17 protein-coding genes and 5 pseudogenes are annotated in these 23,762 nt (G+C 66.3%); 9 read left to right on the top strand and 13 right to left on the bottom strand.

What is annotated here, in order from left to right; all coding sequences use genetic code 11:
- Nucleotides 1–414 precede the first annotated feature (414 nt).
- The gene (locus tag OG844_RS46800; RefSeq protein ID WP_406396521.1) at nt 415–1,050 is read left to right on the top strand and encodes a hypothetical protein; all 636 of its coding nucleotides are present in this window, start codon (nt 415–417) and stop codon (nt 1,048–1,050) included.
- Between the two features lie 26 nt (nt 1,051–1,076).
- Nucleotides 1,077–3,926, top strand: a complete 2,850-nt coding sequence (locus OG844_RS46795) for a Helicase associated domain protein (RefSeq protein WP_331734877.1) — start codon at nt 1,077–1,079, stop codon at nt 3,924–3,926.
- A gap of 173 nt (nt 3,927–4,099) precedes the next feature.
- On the opposite strand, the gene OG844_RS46790 is transcribed toward OG844_RS46795, so the two are convergent.
- The 3 genes from OG844_RS46790 to OG844_RS46780 form a co-directional block, all read right to left on the bottom strand.
- Nucleotides 4,100–5,419: an ATP-binding protein gene (locus tag OG844_RS46790; protein ID WP_331734874.1), complete on the bottom strand. Its 1,320-nt coding sequence runs from the start codon at nt 5,417–5,419 to the stop codon at nt 4,100–4,102.
- A gap of 135 nt (nt 5,420–5,554) precedes the next feature.
- The gene (locus tag OG844_RS46785; protein ID WP_331734871.1) at nt 5,555–6,052 is read right to left on the bottom strand and encodes a Pycsar system effector family protein; all 498 of its coding nucleotides are present in this window, start codon (nt 6,050–6,052) and stop codon (nt 5,555–5,557) included.
- Between the two features lie 2 nt (nt 6,053–6,054).
- Nucleotides 6,055–6,768 (bottom strand): adenylate/guanylate cyclase domain-containing protein, encoded by a 714-nt coding sequence (locus OG844_RS46780; RefSeq protein WP_331734868.1) that lies wholly within the window; start codon nt 6,766–6,768, stop codon nt 6,055–6,057.
- A 197-nt stretch (nt 6,769–6,965) separates the two neighbouring features.
- Here OG844_RS46780 and OG844_RS46775 point away from each other — a divergent pair, with 197 nt between their 5' ends.
- Entirely contained in the window at nt 6,966–7,148 is a 183-nt protein-coding gene (locus OG844_RS46775; RefSeq protein ID WP_331734866.1) for a hypothetical protein, read from the top strand.
- A 61-nt stretch (nt 7,149–7,209) separates the two neighbouring features.
- On the opposite strand, the gene OG844_RS46770 is transcribed toward OG844_RS46775, so the two are convergent.
- Both OG844_RS46770 and OG844_RS46765 read right to left on the bottom strand, forming a co-directional pair.
- On the bottom strand, nt 7,210–10,353 hold the full coding sequence (locus tag OG844_RS46770) for a type ISP restriction/modification enzyme (RefSeq protein WP_406396519.1): 3,144 nt from the start codon (nt 10,351–10,353) through the stop codon (nt 7,210–7,212).
- A 390-nt stretch (nt 10,354–10,743) separates the two neighbouring features.
- A complete protein-coding gene (locus tag OG844_RS46765) occupies nt 10,744–11,190 on the bottom strand; it encodes a hypothetical protein (RefSeq protein WP_331734863.1) in 447 nt (148 codons plus the stop codon).
- Between OG844_RS46765 and OG844_RS46760 the strand changes: the two genes are divergently transcribed.
- Nucleotides 11,183–11,944 carry a hypothetical protein gene (locus tag OG844_RS46760; RefSeq protein WP_331734861.1) on the top strand — a complete coding sequence of 254 codons (762 nt, stop codon included), beginning with the start codon at nt 11,183–11,185 and terminating at the stop codon, nt 11,942–11,944. The genes OG844_RS46765 and OG844_RS46760 overlap by 8 nt on opposite strands.
- Nucleotides 11,945–12,589: 645 nt before the next feature.
- On the opposite strand, the gene OG844_RS46755 is transcribed toward OG844_RS46760, so the two are convergent.
- Complete coding sequence (locus OG844_RS46755; protein ID WP_406396517.1) at nt 12,590–13,546, bottom strand: hypothetical protein; 957 nt, start codon at nt 13,544–13,546, stop codon at nt 12,590–12,592.
- A 784-nt stretch (nt 13,547–14,330) separates the two neighbouring features.
- Here OG844_RS46755 and OG844_RS46750 point away from each other — a divergent pair.
- Nucleotides 14,331–14,999 carry a hypothetical protein gene (locus OG844_RS46750; protein ID WP_331734857.1) on the top strand — a complete coding sequence of 223 codons (669 nt, stop codon included), beginning with the start codon at nt 14,331–14,333 and terminating at the stop codon, nt 14,997–14,999.
- Between the two features lie 1,030 nt (nt 15,000–16,029).
- Complete coding sequence (locus OG844_RS46745) at nt 16,030–16,356, top strand: hypothetical protein (protein ID WP_331734854.1); 327 nt, start codon at nt 16,030–16,032, stop codon at nt 16,354–16,356.
- Nucleotides 16,357–16,431: 75 nt separating this feature from the next.
- Here OG844_RS46745 and OG844_RS46740 read toward each other — a convergent pair.
- Nucleotides 16,432–17,229: pseudogene (locus OG844_RS46740) on the bottom strand (IS5 family transposase).
- Nucleotides 17,230–17,404: 175 nt separating this feature from the next.
- A pseudogene (locus OG844_RS46735) lies at nt 17,405–17,524 on the bottom strand (alpha/beta hydrolase); the annotation flags it as partial.
- A gap of 440 nt (nt 17,525–17,964) precedes the next feature.
- Here OG844_RS46735 and OG844_RS46730 point away from each other — a divergent pair.
- A complete protein-coding gene (locus OG844_RS46730; protein ID WP_331734853.1) occupies nt 17,965–19,077 on the top strand; it encodes a hypothetical protein in 1,113 nt (370 codons plus the stop codon).
- 20 nt (nt 19,078–19,097) lie between these two features.
- Entirely contained in the window at nt 19,098–20,147 is a 1,050-nt protein-coding gene (locus OG844_RS46725) for a hypothetical protein (protein ID WP_331734851.1), read from the top strand.
- Between the two features lie 381 nt (nt 20,148–20,528).
- On the opposite strand, the pseudogene OG844_RS46720 reads toward OG844_RS46725, so the two are convergent.
- The 5 genes and pseudogenes from OG844_RS46720 to OG844_RS46700 all read right to left on the bottom strand — a co-directional run.
- Nucleotides 20,529–20,690 (bottom strand): annotated as a pseudogene (locus tag OG844_RS46720) (transposase); the annotation flags it as partial.
- Between the two features lie 541 nt (nt 20,691–21,231).
- Nucleotides 21,232–21,754, bottom strand: a pseudogene (locus OG844_RS46715) (transposase); the annotation flags it as partial.
- A complete protein-coding gene (locus OG844_RS46710; protein WP_331734888.1) occupies nt 21,751–21,936 on the bottom strand; it encodes a winged helix-turn-helix domain-containing protein in 186 nt (61 codons plus the stop codon). The pseudogene OG844_RS46715 and the gene OG844_RS46710, both read right to left, overlap by 4 nt.
- A gap of 36 nt (nt 21,937–21,972) precedes the next feature.
- Nucleotides 21,973–22,290 (bottom strand): helix-turn-helix domain-containing protein, encoded by a 318-nt coding sequence (locus tag OG844_RS46705; protein WP_331734849.1) that lies wholly within the window; start codon nt 22,288–22,290, stop codon nt 21,973–21,975.
- Nucleotides 22,291–22,352: 62 nt separating this feature from the next.
- Nucleotides 22,353–23,011, bottom strand: a pseudogene (locus tag OG844_RS46700) (IS5 family transposase); the annotation flags it as partial.
- Between the two features lie 48 nt (nt 23,012–23,059).
- Here OG844_RS46700 and OG844_RS46695 point away from each other — a divergent pair.
- Nucleotides 23,060–23,362 (top strand): DUF6221 family protein, encoded by a 303-nt coding sequence (locus tag OG844_RS46695; protein ID WP_331734847.1) that lies wholly within the window; start codon nt 23,060–23,062, stop codon nt 23,360–23,362.
- The last annotated feature ends 400 nt before the right edge of the window (nt 23,363–23,762 follow it).

The raw sequence follows: 23,762 nt of genomic DNA, 5'->3' as shown, positions 1-23,762 counted from the left end.
ATCGCTGCGCGATGGGCAAGCGAACCACCGGGCTGCGCCCGGTGGTTGCGCTCCCGCTCCGCGTCCGCGCCGGCACCTCGCTGCGCGAGGTGCTCACCTCCCGGACTGTGTCCGGGAGGTGAGGGTCCGTCCGCTGCGCACCCGGACCGGGCCTTGCTGTGCAAGCCCGGTCCGGTCCTCCGCTTCGCTCTGTATCGGGTTGGGTGGGTCCGCTGCGCTCCCCCGCCCAACGGTCCCTACGGCTGCGCCTCCAGGACCTTGTGGCCCGCTGGCGCGGGCCAGGCTGGCTGCGAAGGTGGGGGTCGCTCGTTCGTGTGGTTCCATGGTAGTGCATGCCTCGAATTGATGCAGCATGTAGTATTGGCGAAAATACTAGACAGGTAGGAGATCATGCAGCTGTCTTCAGGTGTCGCCATGAGCACGGACTTCGCCGCGATCATGGCATCCATTAATGGCGCGCTTCTTATTCTTGGTTTCGTGGAGCTGATTACAGGAGCAAGTGCCACTCGGAAAAAATCGAATGCTGTCACTGATAAATACCAGCAACATCTCGTAAGGGCATACCAAGTGCAGCAACAAGTGGTCATCTTAAGTGCATTGGAGGCCAAAGAGCTTAAAAAGCAATTGTCGCGATATTACGCGCTACGAGTGTGGGCAAGTCATGGCGGAAAAGTATTCACAAGAATTTGGGTGTTGCTGTCATCCGTACTAGTGGTCGGGCTGGTTGGTATTGCCCACTGGGCTTCCCTTGAGAAGCCTGGAAAGTCCAGTACTCTGGCAAGCTTTTTGGTGTCCAGCCTCACGATCAGCTTCCTCTACTTAGCTCTGGCAACCATCGTACGAATGAGATGCGACAAGAATTACGACTTTCTCGAAGCATGCTATGTGTGGGCAGATCGTTTGGATATTCCTGCCCATGAGGCACGCAAAACGGTACGGAAGTTGCACAGAAATAATCGCCCAGTCCCTAAAAGAGTATTTATCCGTCATGCATATACAGCCCTGTTCTTACGTTCTGGTTATGAGCTTGGTAAGCGAAGGATCGAATAGACTACTTGGCGCCAGAAAGAAAAAGGATGACAGGTATTCAGCTCAAGAACCATCAAGTAGTGCAGAGGGCAAGCTTTCGAAAGTGGGTGGGATTTCCTACAAGGTCATCTGTGCCCCCTCAGGGCGCCCGCGGCACCATCGTGTCCGCGACCGGCTCGGGCAAGACGATCACCGCCGCCGCATGCGCACTGGAGTCGTTCGCGGACGGCCGGATCCTCGTCACCGTGCCCACCCTGGACCTGCTCGCCCAGACCGCCCAGGCCTGGCGGGCCGTCGGCCACCAGGCCCCGATGGTCGCGGTGTGCTCACTGGAGAACGACCCGGTGCTCAACTCACTGGGGGTGCGCACCACCACCAACCCGATCCAGCTCGCCCTGTGGGCCGGAACCGGGCCCGCAGTCGTGTTCGCCACGTACGCCTCTCTCGTGGACCGCAAGGACATCGACGCGCATGTGGACCAGCGGAAGACGCGCGGTCCGCTGGAAGCCGCCCTGGCGGGCGGGGAGCGCCTGTACGGGCAACAGATGAGCCCGTTCGACCTCGCCATCGTGGATGAGGCCCACAGCACCGCTGGTGATCTTGGGCGGCCGTGGGCGGCGATTCACGACAACGCCCGTATCCCGGCCGACTTCCGGCTCTACCTCACCGCCACCCCGCGCATCCTCGCCGCAGCCCGCCCGCAGAAGGGCGCGGACGGCCAGGAGGCGGAGATCGCATCCATGGCCGACGACCCGGACGGCACGTACGGCGCGTGGCTGGCCGAGCTCGGGCTCTCGGAGGCGATCGAGCGCGAGATCCTCGCCGGGTTCGAGATCGACGTCCTGGAGATCCACGACCCCTCCCCCGTCCTCGGTGAGTCAGAGGAAGCCCGGCGCGGCCGCCGCCTGGCCCTGCTGCAGACCGCGCTCCTGGAGCACGCCACCGCGTACAACCTGCGTACGGTCATGACGTTCCACCAGAAGGTCGAAGAGGCCCGCGCGTTCGCGGACAAGCTCCCCGAGACCGCAGCCGAGCTGTATGTGAACGACGCCTCCAACGCCGACCTGGCCGCCGCCGACAAGCTGCCGAAGTCCTCCATCGACGCGGAGTTCTACGAGCTGGAGGCCGGCCGCCACGTACCCCCGGACCGTGTCTGGTCAGCATGGCTCTGCGGCGACCACCTCGTCACCGAGCGGCGCGAGGTCCTGCGGCAGTTCGCCAACGGCATCGACGCCGCGGGCCGGCGGGTCCACCGGGCATTCCTCGCATCCGTCCGCGTGCTCGGGGAGGGCGTCGACATCACCGGCGAGCGCGGCGTCGAAGCCGTCTGCTTCGCCGACACCCGCGGCTCCCAGGTGGAGATCGTCCAGAACATCGGCCGCGCGCTCCGCCTCAACAAGGACGGGTCCACGAAGGTCGCGCGGATCATCGTGCCGGTCTTCCTGGAACCTGGCGAGGACCCGACCGACATGGTCGCCTCCGCCTCGTACGCCGGACTCGTCGCTGTACTCCAAGGCCTGCGCAGTCACGACGAGCACCTAGTCGAGCAACTCGCCTCCCGCGCACTCACCCACGGGCAGCGCAAGATCCACGTGAGGCGTGACGAGGACGGGCTGATCGTCGGCACCGGCGGCCCGGAGCACGGTGACGGTGAGGGCCAGGAGGACAACGACACCCAGGCCGCCGCCGAAGCCGCCCTGCTCCACTTCTCCAGCCCACGCGACGCCGCCACCATCGCGGCGTTCCTGCGCACCCGCGTCTACCGACCCGAGTCCCTGGTCTGGCTCGAGGGCTACCAGGCCCTCATCCGATGGCGGAAGGAGAACGAGATCACCGGCCTCCACGCCGTCCCCTACGACACCGAGACCGAGGTCGGCGTCACGAAGAACTTCCCGCTCGGCCGGTGGGTCCACCAGCAACGCAAGGCCCTGCGGGCCGGGGAACTCGAGGAGCGCCGTAAGACCCTGCTGGATGCGCCGGAGGCCGGGATGGTCTGGGAGCCGGGTGAGGAAGCCTGGGAGAGCAAGCTTGCCGCGCTCCGGTCCTACCGCCGGGCAACCGGGCACCTCGCGCCCCGGCAGGACGCCGTCTGGGGCGAGGGCGAGGCGATGGTGCCCATCGGGCAGCACATGGCCAACCTGCGCCGCAAGGGCGGCTTGGGGAAAAACGTGGTTCGGGCGGCGGACCGCGCGAAGCAGCTTGCCACGGTCGATAAGGACTGGGACTGCCCGTGGCCGCTGGACTGGCAGCGGCACTACCGTGTCCTCGCGGATCTGGTTGATGCCGACGGCGTCCTGCCCTACATCGCGCCGGGCGTCGTCTTCGAGGGCGACGACGTGGGCAAGTGGCGGTGGCGGCAGCAGGAGCCGGGCACGTGGGCGCAGCTGTCGACCGAGCAGCGGGAGCGGCTGTCCGCGCTGGGCATCAAGGGCGTTGAGGCCCCCTCTCCCGCCCCGGCAGCCGCTCGTATGACGAAGGGCCCGAGCCAGGCGCAGGCAGCGTTTCAGCGGGGTCTGGCGGCCCTCACGCAGTGGGTCGAACAGGAAGGCGCGGGCCGGCCCGTCCCCCGCAGCCGCAGCGAGACGATCACGATCGACAGCGAGACGGAGCCGGTGATCGTGAAACTGGGCGTGTGGATCTCGAACACCAAATCGAGGAGAGACCGGCTGGACGCCGCCCAGCTCGCCGCGCTCGCGGAGCTGGGCATCGACTGGGCGCGACCTCCACGGGATATCGAGACCACCCCGGCGCGGCCCGCGCTGCAGCCCGCACCGCCGGCAGGTCCGCCACAGCGTGACCACCACGATGAGTGCGACAAAGCCTCCTACCAAGGCGGCACGTGCACCTGCGACCTCATCGAGCAGTACGGACCACCCTCCGAACGCGACGACTACTGAGAACTGACACACCCGACCGGGCGCCGGACTCTTTGGTCCGGCGCCCGTCCCGTCGCCGGCCGAACACGGAAACGCCTCTGCAATACGGAGTGAAACGCGGCCTCCGTTTCACGCGCGCGTTTGCAAGACGGGCCGGATGTCCTTGAGGGACAGGAGGGCCTGTCGTTTCGGTGTTAGTCACCCCAGCCCGTGAGTTGGTGACGGTAGTCGCCAAGCCGGGTCAGGACAATGTCCCCATCCGTGGTCAGGACGCTGGGCTGATGCGCCCCCATGTCTGCCAGCAGGTCGGAGGCGAGGGCGCAGGCGGCGACGACAGCCTCTCGTTTGTCGTTGATGATGGCGGCGAGATTCGCTGTGGTCTGGGCCGGAGTTGGCGGGAGCGGCGCAGGGGGGCCGTCGTTGAAAGCGTGTTCCGATACCCGCAGGTACACCGGGGCGTCGCTGTCGTCGAAGCGGTGGAGTGCAGCCGAGATCATGAGGTCGCCTGCCGCTCCGGACTCCGCCGCCCAGGCCGCCGATGCCTGCACCAGGGCTACGAGGTCGAGCTCCAGGCCGCGGTGGTACAGAATCCTGGGGCCTTCGGGGTCGTGCTGGCTGCTTCGAATGTTGATCGGCCGTGCCGCGAAGAAGCTGCCGTCCTGATGGAGCTGGCCGGTGGGGACGCCTTCGAAGCGGACTTGGCGTCGGCCAACCAGTACGGGGCGGTGCGGTCGCGCGTTGGTGGTGATCGCTTCCTGGGCGACCATGGCGAACCGGTCGAACGCTGCTTCCCGCTCGGCTTGGGTGGTCAGGGGGTAGGCGCCTCGGACAGCTGGAACCGCGGCCAGAGTGAGCCAGCCCGGATAGTCGTTCGCCCGAGGGCGGCGCCCGTGCTCTGTGCTGCTCAGGTAGGCCGACAGGTAGCCCAGACCGGAGGTGCCAACCTGGTGCAGGCGGTCGACGTCGTCGGAGGCGGCCTGGAAGCGGTCGCGGTAGCGCTGGGCGATCTCGGATTCGGCGAGCGTTCGCGTGGTGGTGCCGTGTCGGACGTGCACGCGGAAGTTGTAGTCGTTGCCCGGGGCCGCGACGGCGTGTGGGGTCTGCGTGCTCGGGGGCACGGTGAGGAGCCAGTAGACCTTGCCGACCTCGGTGCTCGACTTCACGGAGCGCACGCCTACGTGGGGCACGACGGGCTGGATCCAGTTCGCGAGAACCGAGCGGATCCACTCCTCACCTCGCCCCGGGGCCGGTCCGGAAGGGGCGAGGGCGTGAGCATGGTCCTGCTTGCCGTCGTCGACACCGATGACGACCATGCCGCCGGCGGTGTTGGCCATGGCGCACACGTCCTTGGCGAGTTCCTTCTTGCCCGCGTCGGTGCCCTGGTAGAAGTCCTTCTTCCAGTCCAGATCGACACCCTCGGGTATCTGGCTGTCGACCGCCCGCTGGAGATCGTCCTCGGTGAGGTCGTCGGGGTGTCGTCCCAGGGTGGCAATGAGCCGGGCAGGCAGAGCCATCGGTACTCCAGTGCGTATCCACCATCGTGCTGGCGGTTGCCAGCCTGATCACGCTAAACGGATCAGGCTGGCTGCCATTAGGGATTTCCACAAGTGCAGTAGCGGGGTGCTGGGCCCCGCCGTTCAGGCGCAGAGTCAGGCGGCGACACCGGCGATGAAGACGATGAACGCCCCGAGGCCGAAGCAGATGAAGGACCACTGCACGTGTCGGTGCTTGCGCCAGGCGATGTCGCTCATCTTGATGAGCTGCTGGCTGAGAACCGGCAGGACATCGGTCTGCTGGAGCGCAGTCGCCAGTTCAACCGACTCACGATGTCGGAGATGGCCGAAGTAGATGAAGTGGGAAGGAGCCTCAGTCTTGAGATCCTTGGAAGCGCGGAGACGAGGAACGACCACCAGCGTCGCGAAGATTCCCCCAACCAGGATGAGCATGGTGCCCAGCCACAGCGGGGCCCGTACGCCCCAGCCGTGAAGATCGGCGAACATCTGGTCGTCAGCGGAGAGGGCGATGATGCCGGCGGTAGCTGCGGATTCGAGAGTGAGAGCGAAGGACGCCTTGGCATCGACGCGGGCCGTCCACTCGCCTATCGCCCCGTGGATCCGCCAAGCCGTCTCGATGGCTTCAGGTGACATGCTCAGAGCCCCCAACAATAGTTGGAGCGGTAGATCGTCATCCATTCGCCGCCGATATCGGAACCGCGGGCTTCCCACATGTCGGTGCCGTCAGCAAGCTTCGCCTCCGGGCTGAGCATCTTGTAGACGTCGGCGGTGATGTACGTCGCGTGCTGGTGTGGCTCTCGAACGTCGCTGAGTTTCGCAGCTACGTTCGGGGCCCGCCCGATCGAGACGAGGTCACTGCTGTCCCTCACGCCTGCGCGGGCGATGAACGCTTCACCCGAGGCGATTCCGACGCACATGGTCAGTTCGAACCCGTCGCGCTGCAGGTGGGGAAGCTTGGTGTACAACGCCGGTTGCACGATGCTCGTGATCGCATAGTTGATCTGCAGCGCGGCGATCGCGGCGCTCGAGTTCTTGGATTTCCCGATGAAGATGGCCATGACCCGGTCGCCGTCGTAGCTGCGGATCTCACCACCCTTCCGCTTGATGATCTGGGAAGCAGTTCTCAGGGAAGCCCGGAGCACCTTACCTGCGGTCTCAGGGCGGAACTCACGTGCGAGCTTCGTCGACCCCAGCAGGTCGGCGTAGAGGTAGACGGCGTCCAGCTTCACCGCGTCGTTCGAGTACAGCTTCACGTCGTCGGTCCCTGGCACAACGTAGCCGTTGCGTGTGGTCCATGGTGTACCGACCAGCTTGTCCACATCAGACCGAATGTCATCACCCAGCGACATAAGCCCCTCCCCCGCCCGTATCTGAACTTTGCGTGGAACGTAGCAGCAGGTACTGACAGTCCACGGACCTTACGCAACTCTTCGGTGCGGGCAGCCGCCGCCAGCACTTCCCGTGCACTGGGACTTGCTCGCCTGAGGCCATCCGGCTCCCCAGCCTCGCCGTGCTGTCAGCGGGCGTTCCTCCAAGTCGGGATTGCGTGGCCCTCCAGCTCCGCGAGCCGCAGCGCTCCCAGGGGTACTCGGTGCGGACGACCGCGCCGCTGTCCGTGCACGTCGCGATGATCGAACGATCGTCCACCCAGCTCATGCAGTCGCCCGCCGGCCGCAAGGCCCACCGGATCCACTCCGACCGGGTGACGGCCATGCGCATCACGCCCTGACCACGGCCCGGGCAGTTGGTCGCAGACGCGCCACTTTGCCGTAGCTCTACGGGAACAGGGCCTACAGCAAAGTGTCACCTACGCCGTCGGGGAGGGTGCCCAGCGAGAAGCGTGGCTTCTTGTCCGCCGGGATCTGCGGCCAGCGGACCCCGGCAGCGGCGAGGTCGTCCAGCGTGGCGATGTTGCCGGTGTGGATCGCCTCCAGGATCTCGGCTTGCTGGGGTTCAAGGCCGACTAGGCGGGCCAGGACGGAGAGTAGGTCGAGGAACTCGCCGGTCCAATCCGGATCCCACGCTGTGGTGTTGACGTCGTCGAGCGGAGAGCTGCGGCGGCCACTGGGTTCCTTCTTGCGGTAGTCGAACCACGACTTGATCACGTTGCGGCCGCCGACTGCGTAGTCCCGCACCTGCGGCGTGACCGGCCCGAACTCCCCGTCGCCCATGACGATGGTCTGGCGGTCTTCGTCATAGGTCAGTGTTTCCGGCAGCGCCGTGACGGGCTTCTGGCTGAGTGGGCGCTGCGGGTCCCCGGCCAATAGCCGCACGTCGCCCGCGGGCCTCCCCGGTCCGGTGAAGCACTGTCCGTACGTGTGCAACCAGAGTGCCTGACGACCGAGATCAACCGCCCTTGCCCAGAGCCCGGCGTCGGTCGTGATGGGGATCCGTATCCCAGGCGTGGTCAGTTCATCGGCGAATGTATTGGTGAACGCCGGGTGCGCGACAACGCCGGCGACGTACGCGAGGACGTCCTTCGGGGCGGCGGTGATGCCGAGGATGCCGGTGAGTGCCGTGGTCAGGCCCGGCGCGAGGTTGGGGGTTCCGTCGGGGTGGAGGAATGGGAGGGTTCTGCCGCCTTCGGAGCCCTTGAAGTAGTGGAAGTCCGGGATTAGGGCGGAGAAGACCACACCCGGCCCGGACTGGATGCTCTTTCGGTTCTGCTCTACGACGAAGACCTGCCCAGGTACGCGGGCGGCCCACAGGTCGCGGCGGGGCATGTCCATCACACGGGGATCGGCGACCACCCATTGTCGGTCGAAGGCCCGGTACCCGACGCGCGCGGCGGCGGGCTTGGGCGCGGTCTCCCGGAGGAGGGGCTTCTCGGGCGTGGGGTTGGTGTCGTCGCCGGGCAGGCGCGGTTTGGTCTTCTTGAGGTTGGCGTCGCGGCCTTCTTTGAAAAGCGTGGCTTTGCGCTCACGGTCGCCTTCACCGATGAGCTGGGACCACCGGCGTTCCAGGACGCCGCGGCTGGGCGCGTAGACCCAGGTGCGGGTCGGAAAGACGCCGGGTGAGTACCAGGGCAGGAGGTCGTCGAGTGCTGGGTGGGTGTCCCATTGGCTGGTGCTGGCGGGGGTGAGGGGGGCCGTCCAGTCGGTGCGGCAGTCGCGCCATCCGTCGTCGTCGAGCTGGGTAGTGGCCAGGGCGGCGAACTTGTCAGCGCGGCGCCCGGTCAGGGCGCGGTGGCGGATGCGGGCCGGCATGGCGTCGTCGGTGTCTGCGCGGCGGACGAAGATCCCGATAGCGAGGGGCTGGCGCACGCCGGGAAAGATCCGGGTCGGCACGTCCGGAGTCTGGCCTTCCGGAGTGCAGTCGATGATCCATCCCTCGGAGGCGTAGCGGCGCAGGTATGCGCGCATTCCCTCGAAGGCCGGGCCGGTGAGGTAGCCGGAGGTGGTGATGAAGGCTATGACGCCGAGGTTGCCGTCCTCGGCGGCGGGGGTGGATTCCCAGACCTTCCAGGTGGCCCAGCGCCAGAAGAAGACGTACAGGTTTTTCAGCTTGGCCTTGAATCGGCTCATCCCGGGGGTGACCCAGTCGTCGAGGATGGCCTGGTTGCCCTTGTTGGTCTTCAGTTCCAGGCCGCCGTTTTCGACCCAGCCGCCAGCGCCGTTGGCGAGTTCGGCGTAGGGCGGATTGCCTATGACGACGGTGATGTTCGCCCGGGCCTTTATCTCGTTGGCCTTGCGGCGGGAGGCCGCGATGAGCTGCAGAGCGGACCTCAGCTGTGTCTCGGCCGCGTGGGGGTTGTCGAGGGTGTCGGTGACGAACAGCTTGAGTCCGCCGTCCGGTGGCGCTGCCTGGTAGCGGTTCAGCTGTTCGGCGGTCCGCAGCTCGGCCACTGCGTACGGGCCCATCTGCAGCTCGAACCCGGCGACCCGTTCAGCGGCCCGGGTGACTGCGCCGGAGACCGCGCCCGGCCCATCGTGGGCTGCGGCGTTCGCGGCGATCCGCTCGAGCACCGCGTGCAGGTAGGTTCCCGTCCCCATGGCAGGGTCGACGGTGAAGACGCCGGGGTCGGCGAAGCCCCGCTGCTTGCCGAGGCGGGTGATAAGGACGTCGTCGGTGAGCCGGACCATCTGCTCGACGACCTCGACGGGCGTGTAGTACGAGCCGGACCGCTTGCGCAATTCGGGGTCGTACTCATCGAGAAAGTGCTCGTACAGGTGCAGGTAGGTGTCGCGGCCGCCGCGGCGTATGCGTTCCCAGTCGACGGCGTCGACGGTGCGGGCCAGCAGGTCCAGCGTGACCCGGAAGTCGCGGGCGACGTCGTCCGTGAGGAGCTGCAGCGCGCGCCCCATCAGAGAGTGGTCGGCACGGAGCTTCTCACCGATCGTATGGAGGGACTCGCCGAAGACGGTGATGCCCTCGGTGCGGGCCAGGAGGAGGGCGAACGTCACGGTCTGCGCATATCCGTCAGCGAACGTCGCCTCGTCCGCGTGCGGGAAGAGCATCGCCCGCCACTCGGCGGCCAACCCGAGGAACGGCTGCAGGCGCTCGTCCGCGCCGCCCCGCACCTCCACGTGCTCGGCCGCCAGCTGGTCCAGCACCTCCCCACGCAGCAGCCGCGTCATCCGCGCGATGGACGTCACCAGGCCGCCGAGGCTGGTGATCGGCGCCGGCTTCCAGATCAGGACGTCCGCCAGCAGCGTCTCGAACTCCGGGGGAGCGGTCACCCTGCCGTCGTAGAGGTCGCCCGTGAAGTGCACCGTGCGCCGGTGCTCGCCATCCTGGTAAAGGCGCCACTCGGTGCCGTTGGTGTACAGCAGGTTCGGTAAGTCCTGCTGCCGGTCCCACTGCACTTTGTCGTGGCCCCGCAGGGCGGCCGGGGCGACGGCCTTGCCGGGTGCCTTGACCTCTATGTATCCGATGATCGCCCCGTCGATGCTGACCCCGTAGTCCGGCCGCACGCGCCTCTCGGTATCACGCACCTCGTCATGAAAAACGGCCTGTACCCCGAGCTTTGGCCCGGCTGTCCGCAGCAGTTGCTCCAGCGGTGTGCGGATCGCAGCCTCCGGCTCCCCTGGGCCGGCAAGCTTCTTCGCGCACTCGCTGCCGAACCCCTTGACGGCTCCGGCAAGCCAACGCGGTATCTCTCCCACAGTGTCCCCCCCAATCGAACAAACCGCGATCATGTCAGACGAGGGTCCGGAGTTAACAGACCGTCAGCCAGTATGCAAGGCACTGACGTTGGGGAAGTGCGGCCTTGGGGACCAATGGGGCAGTCAGCATCGGTGAGATTGATCTTGAACGGCCTTGGGGCAGCGGTACAGCGGTTGACGCTAAGCCGGTGATCATGGGATCGCAGGTCGGGGGCGGGTCTACCGCAGCTCGGCGTTCAGGTGGGGCTGGGTCTGGAGCCGTTCGCGTAGCTCGATCTCCTCGGCGGTGAGCGGCTCCCCGGGCTGGCGGATGCGGACGGGCTTGGGCCGCATCGGTAGGCCGTCGTCCGCCGCGGCGGCCTCAGCTTCCGCGAGGGCCCGGTACAGCGAGGCGACCGACGGGGACTTGCCCGCGTTCTTGCCGACCTTGATGGTGAGCTTCCTCGCGATCTCGGGGACGGGGACGCCCTTGTCCTTGAGCGCGACGGCGAAGGTGAGCATGTCGTCGTCGATGACCTTCGGGCGTCCGCCGTGGTTGCCCTTGGACGCGGCGATGACCTGGCCTTCGAGGGTCTTCTCCCGGATGTAGTTGCGCTCGATCTGCCCGGCGACGGCGAGGACGGCGAAGAACATGGCGCCCATGCCGTTGGGGTCGTAAATGCCCATCGACCTTCGCCGCGAACCCGACGCCGCGAGCCGGCTCCCCCGGGGCAGGGCCGGCGGACGCTACCTGTGCTGTGCCTGCGGGAGCACCCTGATCTTCACCGGGTCGGCCACTCCCGACTCTGGGTTCACCCCGCGCTTCCGCCACCCCGGGGCCCGGCGGGGCGCGGACCGGTGCTCGGCGACGGCACCTCACCAGGCCGACATCCAGACCGATCTCGCCGTTGTCCTGGACCTGGCCGGCCAGCTGGCGTGCGCGTTGCCCGGGGCTGCTATCTGGCTCCAGGCCGACCCGCGGCTCGCCGGACAGCGCTGGGACCTGCCTCCCGCACTCGTCGTCCGCCAGGGCGCCCAGGTCGTCGTCGAACGCCTCCGCCGGCCGCTCTCCAAGACGCTCGCCGAGACCCGCCTGCGCAACGTGCGGAGCGTCTACGGCGAAGATACGGCGCACTGGTGGGTCTTCGACCGCGACGACACCCAGCAGTACATAGGCGCCGGCACCATCAGCGTCCGCCCCCATGGCAAGCTCGACACCCACCACAAAGTGCGTCCCACGCCGGTCCAGCGGCAGCTCGTGCGCAGCGGTGCCACGGTGTGCTGGATCTCGAAGGGCACGGTCCTCATCCCTTACGGCGGTCACCCTGGCACCTACCCGGCTCGCGACGGTGAGGACTGGAGCGGCGAAATGGCCTCCTGGTCGAAGGACTGGAAGATCTCCCACCCCTGCCCGGCGACGGCGCCACCTGGTGGGGTCTGATCCCCCTCCCCCTGTCCGGCCTCGAGCATCGCACCGGATTCCGCCCGGCTCCCGCGTTCCAGCTGATGGCCGCACTGGAGAAGGCCCAGAACGGCCGTGAGGCGCACCGTCGCCGTCTCGCCCGCGAACACGCCCAGCAGCCGGTACCCCGGTCCCCAGTCGCCGTCCCCGCCTCGGCCGCGCCTGCCCAGTTGTCCACCGAAGGGTCAGCACTCCTCCCTCCCGCCCAGCCCGTTCAGCCGATGCTCCCGCCATCCACCTGCGGCCAGCCCTTCACAGGCACCCCCGTCGCCCCGTGCTCCGCGCCCCCGGTTCGGCTGGCGCAGCCTGCTACGAATCCGCCGTTTCGGAAAAGGGACGCGGTGACGGATGCGCACAGCGGCCGAGCAGGGGGGTAGAACGCATCCACGTCCTAACGTTCCCGGTCTGATTCGGAGTTCTGCCACGTCACGTGGTGAGCGTCCGTTGGGCCAGCTTGCTGGGACGCTTCTCTTTCGGCATGTTTCCCTCCCGGGGGTACACAGGCCGTCGCCCGTGCTGTCACCGTTCGGCTCAGGGCCTCAGATGTCCCCGATTCAAGTTCGGGTGCGCAGGCCTGCGCCCGGTCGCTTTCAGGGGCAGGCCAGACAGCCAGTGCTGAGCCGTCTACGTGGGAAGTGTGAAGCGGTCCTGGTGAGCAAAAAGGGCGGTCACGGCGGGCTGGAGATTCCCTTGGTCAGCGAGGTCGACGTTCTCGGGGTTGGCTGCATTTGCCAGGAGTCCGGAGAGCTGATGAATCGCGTTGGCCACCCGTGTCGCCTTCAGCCGGGCCGGGTTGAGGTCGGAAGTTCCTCGGACGGTCGGCGTCTCTTGGAGAGCCGCGTCGGCGTCGTAGGCCTCCCGGAGGCGCTTGGGCCAGGGCATGCTGACTGCTGTTTCCGGCAGCGGCGTGCCGGTGTGCATGGCGCTGCGCATCGCAGTTTCGTGCATCTTCTGTGCGCTGACCGAGTGGTCCGCCCTGGTCTGGAGGTCGGGTACGTTCAGCAGCCGCTGGGCAAGCTCCCGGATCGTGGTGGCGTTGCTGACCGCCCATGCACGTTCAGCGCGCCGGTCGCGTTGGTCGCGGGCGTACTCAATGCGTTCTTCCTGCGTCAGCGTAGAGCCGTGCAGTTCATCCATGTCGGTGCGGAGCTGGAGGTAACGGCGTTCGGCTGCCTGCCTGCTCCGCAGCTCCAGTGCCTCAGCCAGGCGTGCCCAGGTGACCTTCTTACTGCGGGCGGTAGCGATGAGGCGGCGTTCGTCCTCGGCCAGCTTCTCGCGCAGCGCTCTGATGACCAGGATGCTGGCGAGGACGTCCGTCTCGGTGAGCTCGTCGGCGGCGTCCAGTTCGACGAGCTTTGCAAAATCGTCGTATTTGTCGGCGACTTCCTTCAGCGTGCCGGTCGGAGGGAGGGCGCCGGAAGTATTTGCCATCTCTCCCGCCCAGCCGGCCGGAGCTTGAGGGGTGGTTAGGTGCTGCCAGGCGTGCAGCCGGTTTCTCTCGGCCTGGGGGCGAACAAGTAATGTCGCCTTCTGGACGACCCTTTGTGTCGTCTTCCGGATGACAAAATGCGGTACGGGCATCTTTATATCTCCGAATTCAAGGGGAAGGGTTATTCGCCGGTGTCGATGTCGACCCCGCCGCGGGGCGGCCGTCGCCGTCTCCAGGCCGCGCGAGCACCTGCCAGGAGCGCAGCGGCCGTGGCGAAAGCTGCAGCTCCGAGGAACTGGGCGCCAGCATCACGAAGGATGGAAAACATGCAGGTAGGACGCACATTGAGAGCCGGTGGTCGTGCGTCGCTCTCCTCACTGATCTGCAGGGTTGGGGTGGGGATGCTGCTCGGCTCGTACAGCTCGGACCACGGTTAACGGCCCGCTCTACTCAGGTGCCCTTCTTCCAGCGCGGAGCAACGGTGACGTGCGGGCACAGGGAGCTCACGCCTTGCCACCAACAAGTCTTACCGAAGTTTCACCGCACATATGACACCTGACGAATTCGCTACCCTGCGCCAGACCTGCAATGTGGGCATTTCGATTTCACGACTCAATCGAAAGAAAGCGGAATTCCATCTTCACGCATCTGTGAGATATAGGCCCCTGGGATGCGCGCGCACCGATGCGGGCACAACCTCCTCCCGCGCTGCATCAGGGCTTCGCGACGGGTACCGGGAGCAACCAGCACAGACCCGTCGCTCGCTTCAGCAATTTTCAGAGGTTGATGGTGGGCTGTCGGCGTCCGTGATCACCTCCCTCGACGTCCGTGTCTCACGCATATGGCCACCGCTGGCGCGCCTCCCCGAGGTTTCGGCGGTCACCTCGCTCGGTCAGCTGGGGCATCGAGACCTCCGCGCGGTTCTACAGTGTGTAAGTGACCAGTTACCTGATCTACACCGACGACTCCGGTGACGAGATATCAAGCCTGTACACCGCAGTGTTGGTGCCGATGGAACGCTGGTCCAAGGTGCTTCGGCAGTGGCTGCTGTTCCGTAAGTGGCTGTACAGGAAACATGGAGTGCCGGCGGACTACGAGCTGCACACGTATGAGTGGCTCAAAGGCCAGGGTGAGCCAGTACCTGACGATCCGAAGAACTTGGTGAACACGAGTCAGGGCTTACGCCGCGAGATCGCAGAGAAGGCCCTGAAGCAGATAGGCGTGCTGAAGGACCATCAGGTGCGGATCCTGACCTGCGAGACGCCGGGGGCCGTGAAAGCAGATGCGTATGTGGCATTGATCGACGCCTTGAACGCAGAGCTGGACAAGGAAGACGCGTGGGGTGCGGTGATCGTGGATGGGGGTAAAGACAACGTTCAGGATCCACACGTTCGGGCTGCGCACCGGGCACTGAAGCTGGACTCACGGCGCGTCGTGGAAGACGGTTGGCTGCAACCTGCTCAGGCGAGCCAGCTTGTACAGATGGCGGACCTGGCGGTGCACTGCGCTTACCAGGCCGCCCGCCAAAAGCCGGGCCGGCGGTTCATGTGGGACTGGTACGCCCAGTACCTGCATGAGATGGAGCTGTCCTGCAGATGCCCGTAAACAAAACAGGCCCCGGCGTTAGCCGCGGGCCTGCTGTCGATCAGCCTAACCGCAGGCTCTGCGTACGCAGGAGCGGTCTGGCCTTAATAGGCTACCAAGCTACCTGCAAAAATGTCCACATGTGAGCCACTGGAAATGGCAGAAAACCTTAAAAGATGCAGGTCAGCATGAACCCTCTCCGGGAGTCCATCTCTGGCCGCAAGATCGTCCAGGCAAGCCGCTGAGGGGCGGTCTCTCGCCTAGGAGAGGTTTTCCAGTACCCAGGGAAGGTCTTCGTCGAGAACGGCCGCTCCTAGCACTTCGCCCCACCAGCCTGCAGCCTCCGCGGGCGGCCAGCGCACGCAGAGCAGACCGTGCAAAACGGCCGAAGGGCCACCAGCGACGCTGGTGGCCCTTCGTAAGTCATAACCCCGGAAGCATGCCAAAGCAGGGGCCGCACGGGGTCTTCATGGTGTGCTCCGTGATGGCACAACCTCCCCCTGAGCGTTTCCTGCCGCAGCGCGATTGTCACTTGGTCGGCTGGCGCCCTACCATGCCGCTGCTGGCAGCCAGAACGCCGCTGTAGACCTGTACCGCTGGAACATCGCCGCGTCCGCCGCCGTGTACGAAGGGCTGGGAGCCAGCGGCCGGAGCGGGCAGCCCCTGCTGGCTACTACGGCGGTCCGGGTGCCATCCGCCAGCGCGGCTCGAGGTCGGCGTCGGCAGCCGACCTTGGTTCTGGGGTCGTGCACATGCTTGAGGGCGGCGCGGGCCGCCACCCGATCCGGACCCTCCAGCCTCGTCCAGTACGGGTGGGTGATCACGAAGGTGGTCAGCTCCAGGATCAGCGCCCGGCACCCGGCCAGGCGCTCGGCCTAACTGATGGTTTCAGAATGAGGTCGCAAGGCGGCGAAGGCGTGGGGGGTGCCCGCCGGATGAGGCGAGGCCCCGTCCGGTCTGCCCCATGCAGTTCTGTGTCACGGCCTGCCCCACGACGGCCGGCAGCTGTGCAGGCTCGCCCGGTCGGCCTGCACAGTTGCATAGTGTGCTCATGGATCGATTCGTGGGTCAGGGCCGCCTCGAATGGTGGGCTAATCAGTCGATTTGCCTTGAGATGTACGACATCAACATCATTGCCACTCTCGACGCGGTCGGCAAGTGGCGGGCGACCGGTCGGCATGCCAACGCCCTTGACGCAACCCAACGCGAGGGCTGGTACTTCCTCATGGAGATGGATCCCCACTTCTCCATTGCGTTTCCAGGTGAGGACTGCGGCGGGATCACGGTGCGAGTCGTCGAGGCCGAGGATGGAACCCTCACGTTCGTGGAGGCACCGGACTGGGACGGCTCCGTGAGTGTCACCTTCGACCTCACCTGAGTTCAGCTCGCAAGGGCAGGAACTCGACTTCGCTACCCTGCCACCAACTTCGATGCGTCGCCCCTTACTGATCTTTCAGAATGAAGTTCGGAGGCGGCGCAGGCATATGAGGCTGCAGGCCAGTTCGAGCAGGCCCTGGTGGAGATCGGCGCGGCGCTCGTAGCGGGTTCGGAGCCGTTTGAACTGGTGCAACCAGGCGAAGGCGCGCTCGACCACCCAGCGCACCTTGCCCAGTCCGGAGCCGTGAGCGACGCTGCGTCGGGCGATCATCGGCTTGATGCCGCGCTTCCACAGCAGGCGGCGGTACTTGTCGAAGTCGTAGCCCCGGTCGGCATACAGACGCCGGGGCTTGCGGCGGGGACGCCCCCGCAGACCCCGGATCGACGGAACGGCGTCGAGCAGGGGCAGGAGCTGGGTGACGTCGTGCCGGTTGCCACCGGTGAGCGTGACGGCGAGCGGGGTTCCGTTACGGTCGACGATCAGGTGGTGCTTCGAGCCAGAGCGGGCCCGATCGACGGGCGAGGGTCCGACGTGGTCCCCCCTTTGAGCGCCCGGACGTGCGATCCGTCCACGGAGCAGTCGTCCAGGTCCAGCAGGCTGGCGCGACGAAGCTCGATCAACAGGGCGGTGTGCAGGCGCGGCCAGACGCCGGCCTCGGTCCAGTCCCGCAGTCGGCGCCAGGCCGTCACCCACCGCCTCTGCGGGGACGTCACGCCACGCGACACCGGTCCGCAGCACGTACATGACGCCGGCGAGCGCCACTCGATCGGGAACACGCAGCCGCCCCGGGTGGCGATGGCGCCGTTCGGGGGCGGGCGGCAGCAACGGGGCCACCCGCTCCCACAGGTTGTCAGGAACAAGATCAGCACGCACGCCGGACACCCTGCCGACCAAGATCGTCGAGCGCAAGACCCACGGCTCAACTCATTCCGAAACGATCAGTAAAAGCACTTCAGTTAGCCGGTCGTCCGGCGAAGAAGTCCGCAAGGGAGGACGCGAGCACCTCTGGAGCCTCTTCGGCCATGTGGTGCCCAGAGTCGATGCCGTGGCTCGCGGATGTCCGGGGGTGGCCGTGCAGCAGCACCACCGGCAGCCCCTCCCCGCCGTAGCGAACGAAAATCGACGCTCCATCGACCTGAACCTGCCTGGCCTCAAAGTTCTCGAACAAGACCCGAACCTCCGCCGCCGTTGAAACACCGCCCCAACACAGCCTCGCTTCCGCCCCGCGGGTGCCGTGAAAACCGAATTGCGACAGACGGAATTCGCCAACCGTGTCGCTGCAATTGCTGGGGACGGTGGACCGCGTCGGTGCAGCCGTCGCGGAGCATCAGGTCCCGCACCGCGTGCTCGAAGTCCCGGTGCTGCAGCTGGTCCAGGCGGCCCATCTGGTAGCGCAGCGCTCTCGACTGCGTTTGCGCCTGCTGGCTCTGTCCACGAGAACCGACAGTAAATGTCCACCACTTCGGGAGGCACCCGGCACGCCGGGGATTCGAACGGTGCGTTACACACCGTGGCGGTGCATGGTCCCGCTCCGCGGATGAGGAAACACGTTGGAAGGTCCGCCACAGAGCTGCGACGATGCCCCCTTGCTTTCTTCGCGGAGGACATTTGTTCGTTTTCGTGTGTGCGGGATGTGGCGCCGAGCTGACCATCCCGCTGTCCCCGGTCGCGCTGCCGGTCCATGCCCATCAGAAGTACGGGAACGGGATCCAGCTCCCAGTGCTCATGGAGTCGGGCACATTCGCCGTGGACCCGGAGCCCTGGGGGCCGCCGTGGCGGAGGTGGGAGGAGATTGACCCGGACGAGGCGGCGGCCCGCGGTATCTACGCTCCGCTCTACGCCATGTCCGACAGCACACCCGACACCGTCGTCATCGCCCCCGGGGATACCCGCGGCACCGTGCTCATCCCGCACGAAGCCGGCGGCTACTGCTGCGGCCTCGACTGGGGTGACGGCCCCAACATGGCCTGCGAGGCGTGCGGCATGCCGGTGGCGAGCCGGATCGACGACTGCTCACTCTGGCAGGCGGTCTGGCTCGCGCCGGACGCCGTGCACCGCCTCCCCGTCGACGACACCGACTCCGATACCGCAATCCTCTCCTGGGAGGAACTGCTGGAGGAGGGGGTAGCCACGCCCCCGATGGAGCCGATCAGCAGGTGGGGCTCGCTCCTCGGGTTGGACCACTGGTGGTCATGGAGCCCACAGTGGGAAGCGGCGGCCGGTCGGGCCCTGGCCCACTTCCTGGGAGCTTCCGACGGCCAACCGGTGACGGTCCCGCCCGGCCTGATCACGGAAGTGTTCCAACGCGCCCTCGACGCCCTGCTGCCCGCGGACCAGCCAGCGCGACGCGCCGTCCTAGCCGGTCCGGGGCTGTCCGCCCCCGGCCCGGACGCCGACATGATCCTCGTGCCGACCCACCCGCAGACGGGGGAACTCTGGAGCCCGGCCGGACCGGACGCGTCTGCACGCCCGGTGCCACTGCCGTTCGGGATATGGATGTGGATGGCCTTCCCCGAACCACACCTCTACCTCCCCACCTCGGGAACCATGCCCGACGGCGTACTGCGCGACGACCCGACCCCGCCGCGCCCCCACCACCTGTTCCGAGCCGACTCGGGAACCTTCCAGCACACCCTGGTCCGATTGCCAGCGGTCCGCAGCCCGTCGCTGCGCGAGATCCTCGACAACCTCACGCGCCACATGCAAGCCGGTCTCTTCTAGCCCATTGCCAGACCACGCCGGTGCTCACGCTCCGGATCTGCGCGTTCGAACAGCACCAGGTAGTGGTGCCTCCCGAAGTGGTGGACATTTGCTGTCCGTTCTCGTGGACAAAGCCACGCCTGCCGTTACTGTTCCTGCCGGTGCTTGAACCAGAGGAAGCCTGCGCCTGCCGCCGCAAGGAGGGCGAGAGCAACGACCCAGGGGTGGGCGGCAAGCCACTGCATGAGTCTGCTCAACACCCACAGGGCCACGAGGAGGGCGAGCAGTGCTTCTGCGCCGTATGCCTGCTGGCGTTTGCGGGACCGAGAACGGTTGCGGCGTCTGGCCGGGCGGCGGACGTCGATGTGCCTGGATCCAGGCCGTCTGGAATCGCTGTGACACTGCTGATCCAGGACACCGGCTCCTGGAGTGAGGCCGTGCCCGTGGAGACGCGTCTGGCTGTGCGGACCTCTCCTCTGGCCCACGCCTTGCACCTGTCCCATGAGTCGGTTCGCGTTCTGGTACGCGCCCGAGACCTGGCCCGGCAGGAGGAAGCTCGCAGTCTGCGTGAGCCGCGGAACGGCGTTCCGACTTACCGGTTCGACACCGACCGGATGATGGCGACCAACTGCACTCGTGCCCTCCTGGTCGACTGCGACATCGAGGATCTTCCTGCAGAAGCTGTCCGGTGCGCACGCGCCCTGCTGTGCGTACTTGAGTACGTAAACAAGCATGGCCACCAGCACTATCCCCTGGCGCTGGACGGGGCTCTTACGCGGGCGCAGGACCTGCTGCAAACCCTGACCGCAGAAGTCGTCGCCCTCCTTGGTCTCCACAGCAGCCTTCAGCCGGACTACGAGATGCTCCTGAGCCTTTTGGACGACTTCATCGGCGCAGACCTGCGCCAGGCGAATCTGGAGGGGATCAGACTGGACGGTCTGTGGTGGTCCGAGGCGGCCACGATCTGGCCTCCCTACGTAGATGTCGAACTGCTCAAGCTCGACTCAGTCGAGACCGCACCGGGTACGGGCATCTACGTGATCACCCAACGCGGAATGACCAACATTCCCGACAGCCTCACGTGCGCGTGACCATCAGTCCAGGTCCACAATGGGCAGCTCCCGCCGCCGCTGGCCGGTCCGGCTTGAATTCTGCTGAGAGATTCGTTTCAGCCCTCGAGGAAGTCGGCCCGGGCCCCGGGCCTCTCAAGGCCCGGGGCCGGTGGTGTGGTCGCGCGCCAGCCTTTCGGACCCGGCCGACCGTGCAGTGCTCGGGACGCATCGCAAGATCAGGCTGGCGCACCTCCAACCTGCTGGAGCTGCGCCGTCTGGAGGGCGGTTGGGGAGGTCGTCGGAGCTTCACCAGTTCCCAGCCTGGGGGCATAACGACCGTGCCCACCCCGGCAACCTGCTCGGGGCGGGCGCCTGTCAGCCGCAAGCACGGATTGTTGGATCGTGGTCTAAGAGCGTGTCCTATGTGGTGAGTCGGAGGAGTCGTTTGTAGCAGCAGAGTGCGGCAGCGAGACCGAGAAAGGCCAGGTAGTTGCGGGGGTGGCGTTCGTATCGGTGGTTGAGTCTGCGGTAGCCGGTGAGCCAGGACATAGTGCGTTCGATGACCCATCGTCGGCGTCCTACTGAACTTTTCGGGTTGTCGTCGGGTGGTGCCGGTTCATGTTCCCTGCGTTATGCGCTTCGCGAGGGTTGAGGCCTGATCGCTGAGCGTTGAGTCTCGGGGGCCCTCAGTGGAACTGCGGAGGAAGGCGGGATGGTCGAGGGCAAAGGCCTCGCGGCCGCCCACTGAACCCTGGGATGATGAGAGCCGTGCGAGGTGGCATTTCAGAGGCCCTCCGCCCCGTCCACGTCCCATCCAAACGGCGAGACTCCGATGGTGGAAAGCCGTCCGCTGACGCGACCTTGAGAAGGGAAGTTCCGATGGGTGACCTGCGTACCCCCTGCAAAGTCTGTGCTGGCCCTGTTCATCCGAACGTGGTGGCCGGTTGTACCGCCTATACCTGCACCACCCCATGCGCGGAGTGCGGGCACATTGGCGACGTCCACCGCGACTGGTACACGCCGGGATTCTGCCGAAGGTGTCCCGAGACGACGGAAGCCAGGCACGACTTCGAGGTTTCGACTGCCGTCGCGAGCGCCTAGGGCAGCGGTTCTGAGGATGGGCCGGTGGCGTGGGTGCCAGGTTGGTCGCGGTGAGGCAGCCGTCGACCAGGTGGGGCCGGAGTTGGATCCTGCGCAACTCGCGGCGGAGTTTGCGGTCGAGGTCGTCGGTGTCTCGAAGGCTGTGTTGGCCATCGCTCTGCGCACGAGTGACCAGATGGCTTCTACGGGGTTGAGGGCAGGTGCATACGGCGGCAGCCGGACGGTGGTGAGCCAGTCATGTCCGGCCTCGTACCGTTTCAGCCCGGCGGCTAGGTGGGTGTTGAGGTTGTCCCAGACGACCACGATGGGGCCGCCGAGTTGGATGTGGGCACGAACGAGCAGGTCGCGGTAGTCCTTCCAGGAGAAGCTCTTCCGGGCGCCTTGAGCAGGAGATGGGCACGGGGCCGGTGGATGAGGCGGCTCGGCTCGCCGGGTTTGTAGCAGCACAGGGCAGCGACCGAGGTCCGGCGGCGGGACCTGCCTCTCACCCGGACGACGGGAGTGTGTCCGCGTCGGCCATAGGTGCGGGCACGGGGCGGCGTCATGGAGAAGCCGGCCTCGTCCTCGAAGATGATCCAGCCGTCACATGCCGCAGCGAGCCTTTTACATGGGGCCACACCTCCTTCTTCCACAGCTCCACCGCATGTTCGTCGCGTTCGAGTGCTCTGCGGGCGGGTGCCTGCCAGGACCAGCCGTGCCGTTTCAGCAGCCGCCAGACCGTCGCCACCGACAGGCTCAGCCTGAGACGCGAGCGGATCACCGCCTAAACCCGGGCCAGGGTCCACCACTGATCGTCGAAGCCGTGCGCAGACGGCCCCTTGCCGAGTTCCTCCTCGAGCACAGCGAACCGGGTGTCGGTGACGGTCGGGGAGTTGGCCGGCCCTGCGGAGCGCAGGGCCTCCATACCGCCCTCGCGCCAGGCGCGACGCCAACGTTCCACCGATCGCACACTCACCCGCAGATCGATCGCGATCACCGCAGTCTTCTCGCCCGCCGCGAATCGCTCGCCAGCCTGAAGCCGGATCCCCTCCCGAAACGCCCGACGCTCAGCGGTCAGGCCCCCACCCTCTGGATAACGCATACCACCGGCATACCGCAGGGATCATGAACCGTCACCACCCGACGACAATCCGAAAACGTCAGTAAGCGTTCGCTGGACTCGATGCCCTTGCGGGCGATGCGGACGCCGATGTGCTTGCCCCATAGCCATTTCCGCAGGTGAGGGACGTCGTATGCCTTGTCCGCGTGAAGGCGCTGGGGCTTGAAGTAGCGGCCTCGGTGGGGGTCGTGTCTCGTTTGGTGCCCCATGATCATGGGCTTCAGCGCGAGGCTGTCGTGGGTGTTCGCCGCGGAGAGGCCGACGAAGAGGGGCAGTCCGTTCGCGTCCGACAGGACGTGCATCTTGGAACCCGGCTTGCCCCGGTCCACGGGGCTCGGACCTGTGAGTTCGCCCCCTTTTTAGCCCTCACGTGCGCGGAGTCCAGAACCGCGCGGGAGAGGTCGAGGAGGCCGGCGTCGTCCAGGCGGTGCAGGATCTCCTCGTGGAGCCGGCCCCAGACACCGGCTCTCGACCAGATCAGGAACCTGCGGTGGGCCGTCGACTTCGATATCCCGAAGCACCGCGGCAACGCCCGCCAGGCGCAACCGCTGACCAGGACGTAGATGATCGCCGCGAACAGCGTCTCATCAGGCGTGTCCGGTGTCCCGCCGCCCTGCGGCCGCACCTTCGACGGCGGGATCAGCGGCTCCGCGATCTCCCACAACCCGTCCGGAACAATCCAACTCCACGTACCCCGCCCCATACGCAACTCAACGAGCAAACCCCACATAGGACACGGTCTAAAGAACTAGTGAGGTTCCTCGAGGCGCGGCTGGGCGAGGAGGCCGACTTGGCCCGGCGTTGCGACGGTGATGGATGCGGGGAGTGGTTTGCCCGCGGAGACACGGTCGACTTCTGTCAGGTGGACGTCCCCGGTTTCCACCCCACGATCGCTCTGCATGTGGCCCTGCACGACCCAGCCCGCGTGCTGCGCGAGATCGAGGCCAAGCGGCGCATCCTGGCCCGTCACGCCCGCGACCCCTGGCCGTGCCACGACCTGCGTGACCTTGCTTTGCCCTATGCCGACCATCCTGACTTCCCCGCCCGGACCTGAGCGGACGCAGCACCCGAGCAGAGGCCCGACGAGGCCGCGCGCCTGAACCGAGCACCGCACGCTGAAGATCATTTGCGGGACAGCCCTTAGGGAGATGGCTGATGACTGCGCGCACTGTGGAAGGAAGGTATGCGCCTCACAAGCTTCTGTAACAGAGGTGATGCGTTGCGAAATGGGTAATTATGTACATGACCGATTTCGTGATTCCATGCTTCCAGGTCGTTGCTTCATGAAAGTGGGCAATGTTCGGTTATGTCGTCGAGCTGAACTTCCTACACCAGGGGTGTCGCTACGATGTGGCGGAAACGAGACAAGATTCCTTTCAGGCCATCTTGACTGTAGAGCTTTCGTGCCGTCGATTTGGTCATCTAGTGTTGCTTCCTGTACATCAGTTTTACGT

It is taken from the genome of Streptomyces sp. NBC_00887 (assembly GCF_045207585.1).
The sequence above is the reverse complement of the archived record's forward strand: the minus strand, read 5'-3'. Positions and strand labels throughout refer to the sequence as shown.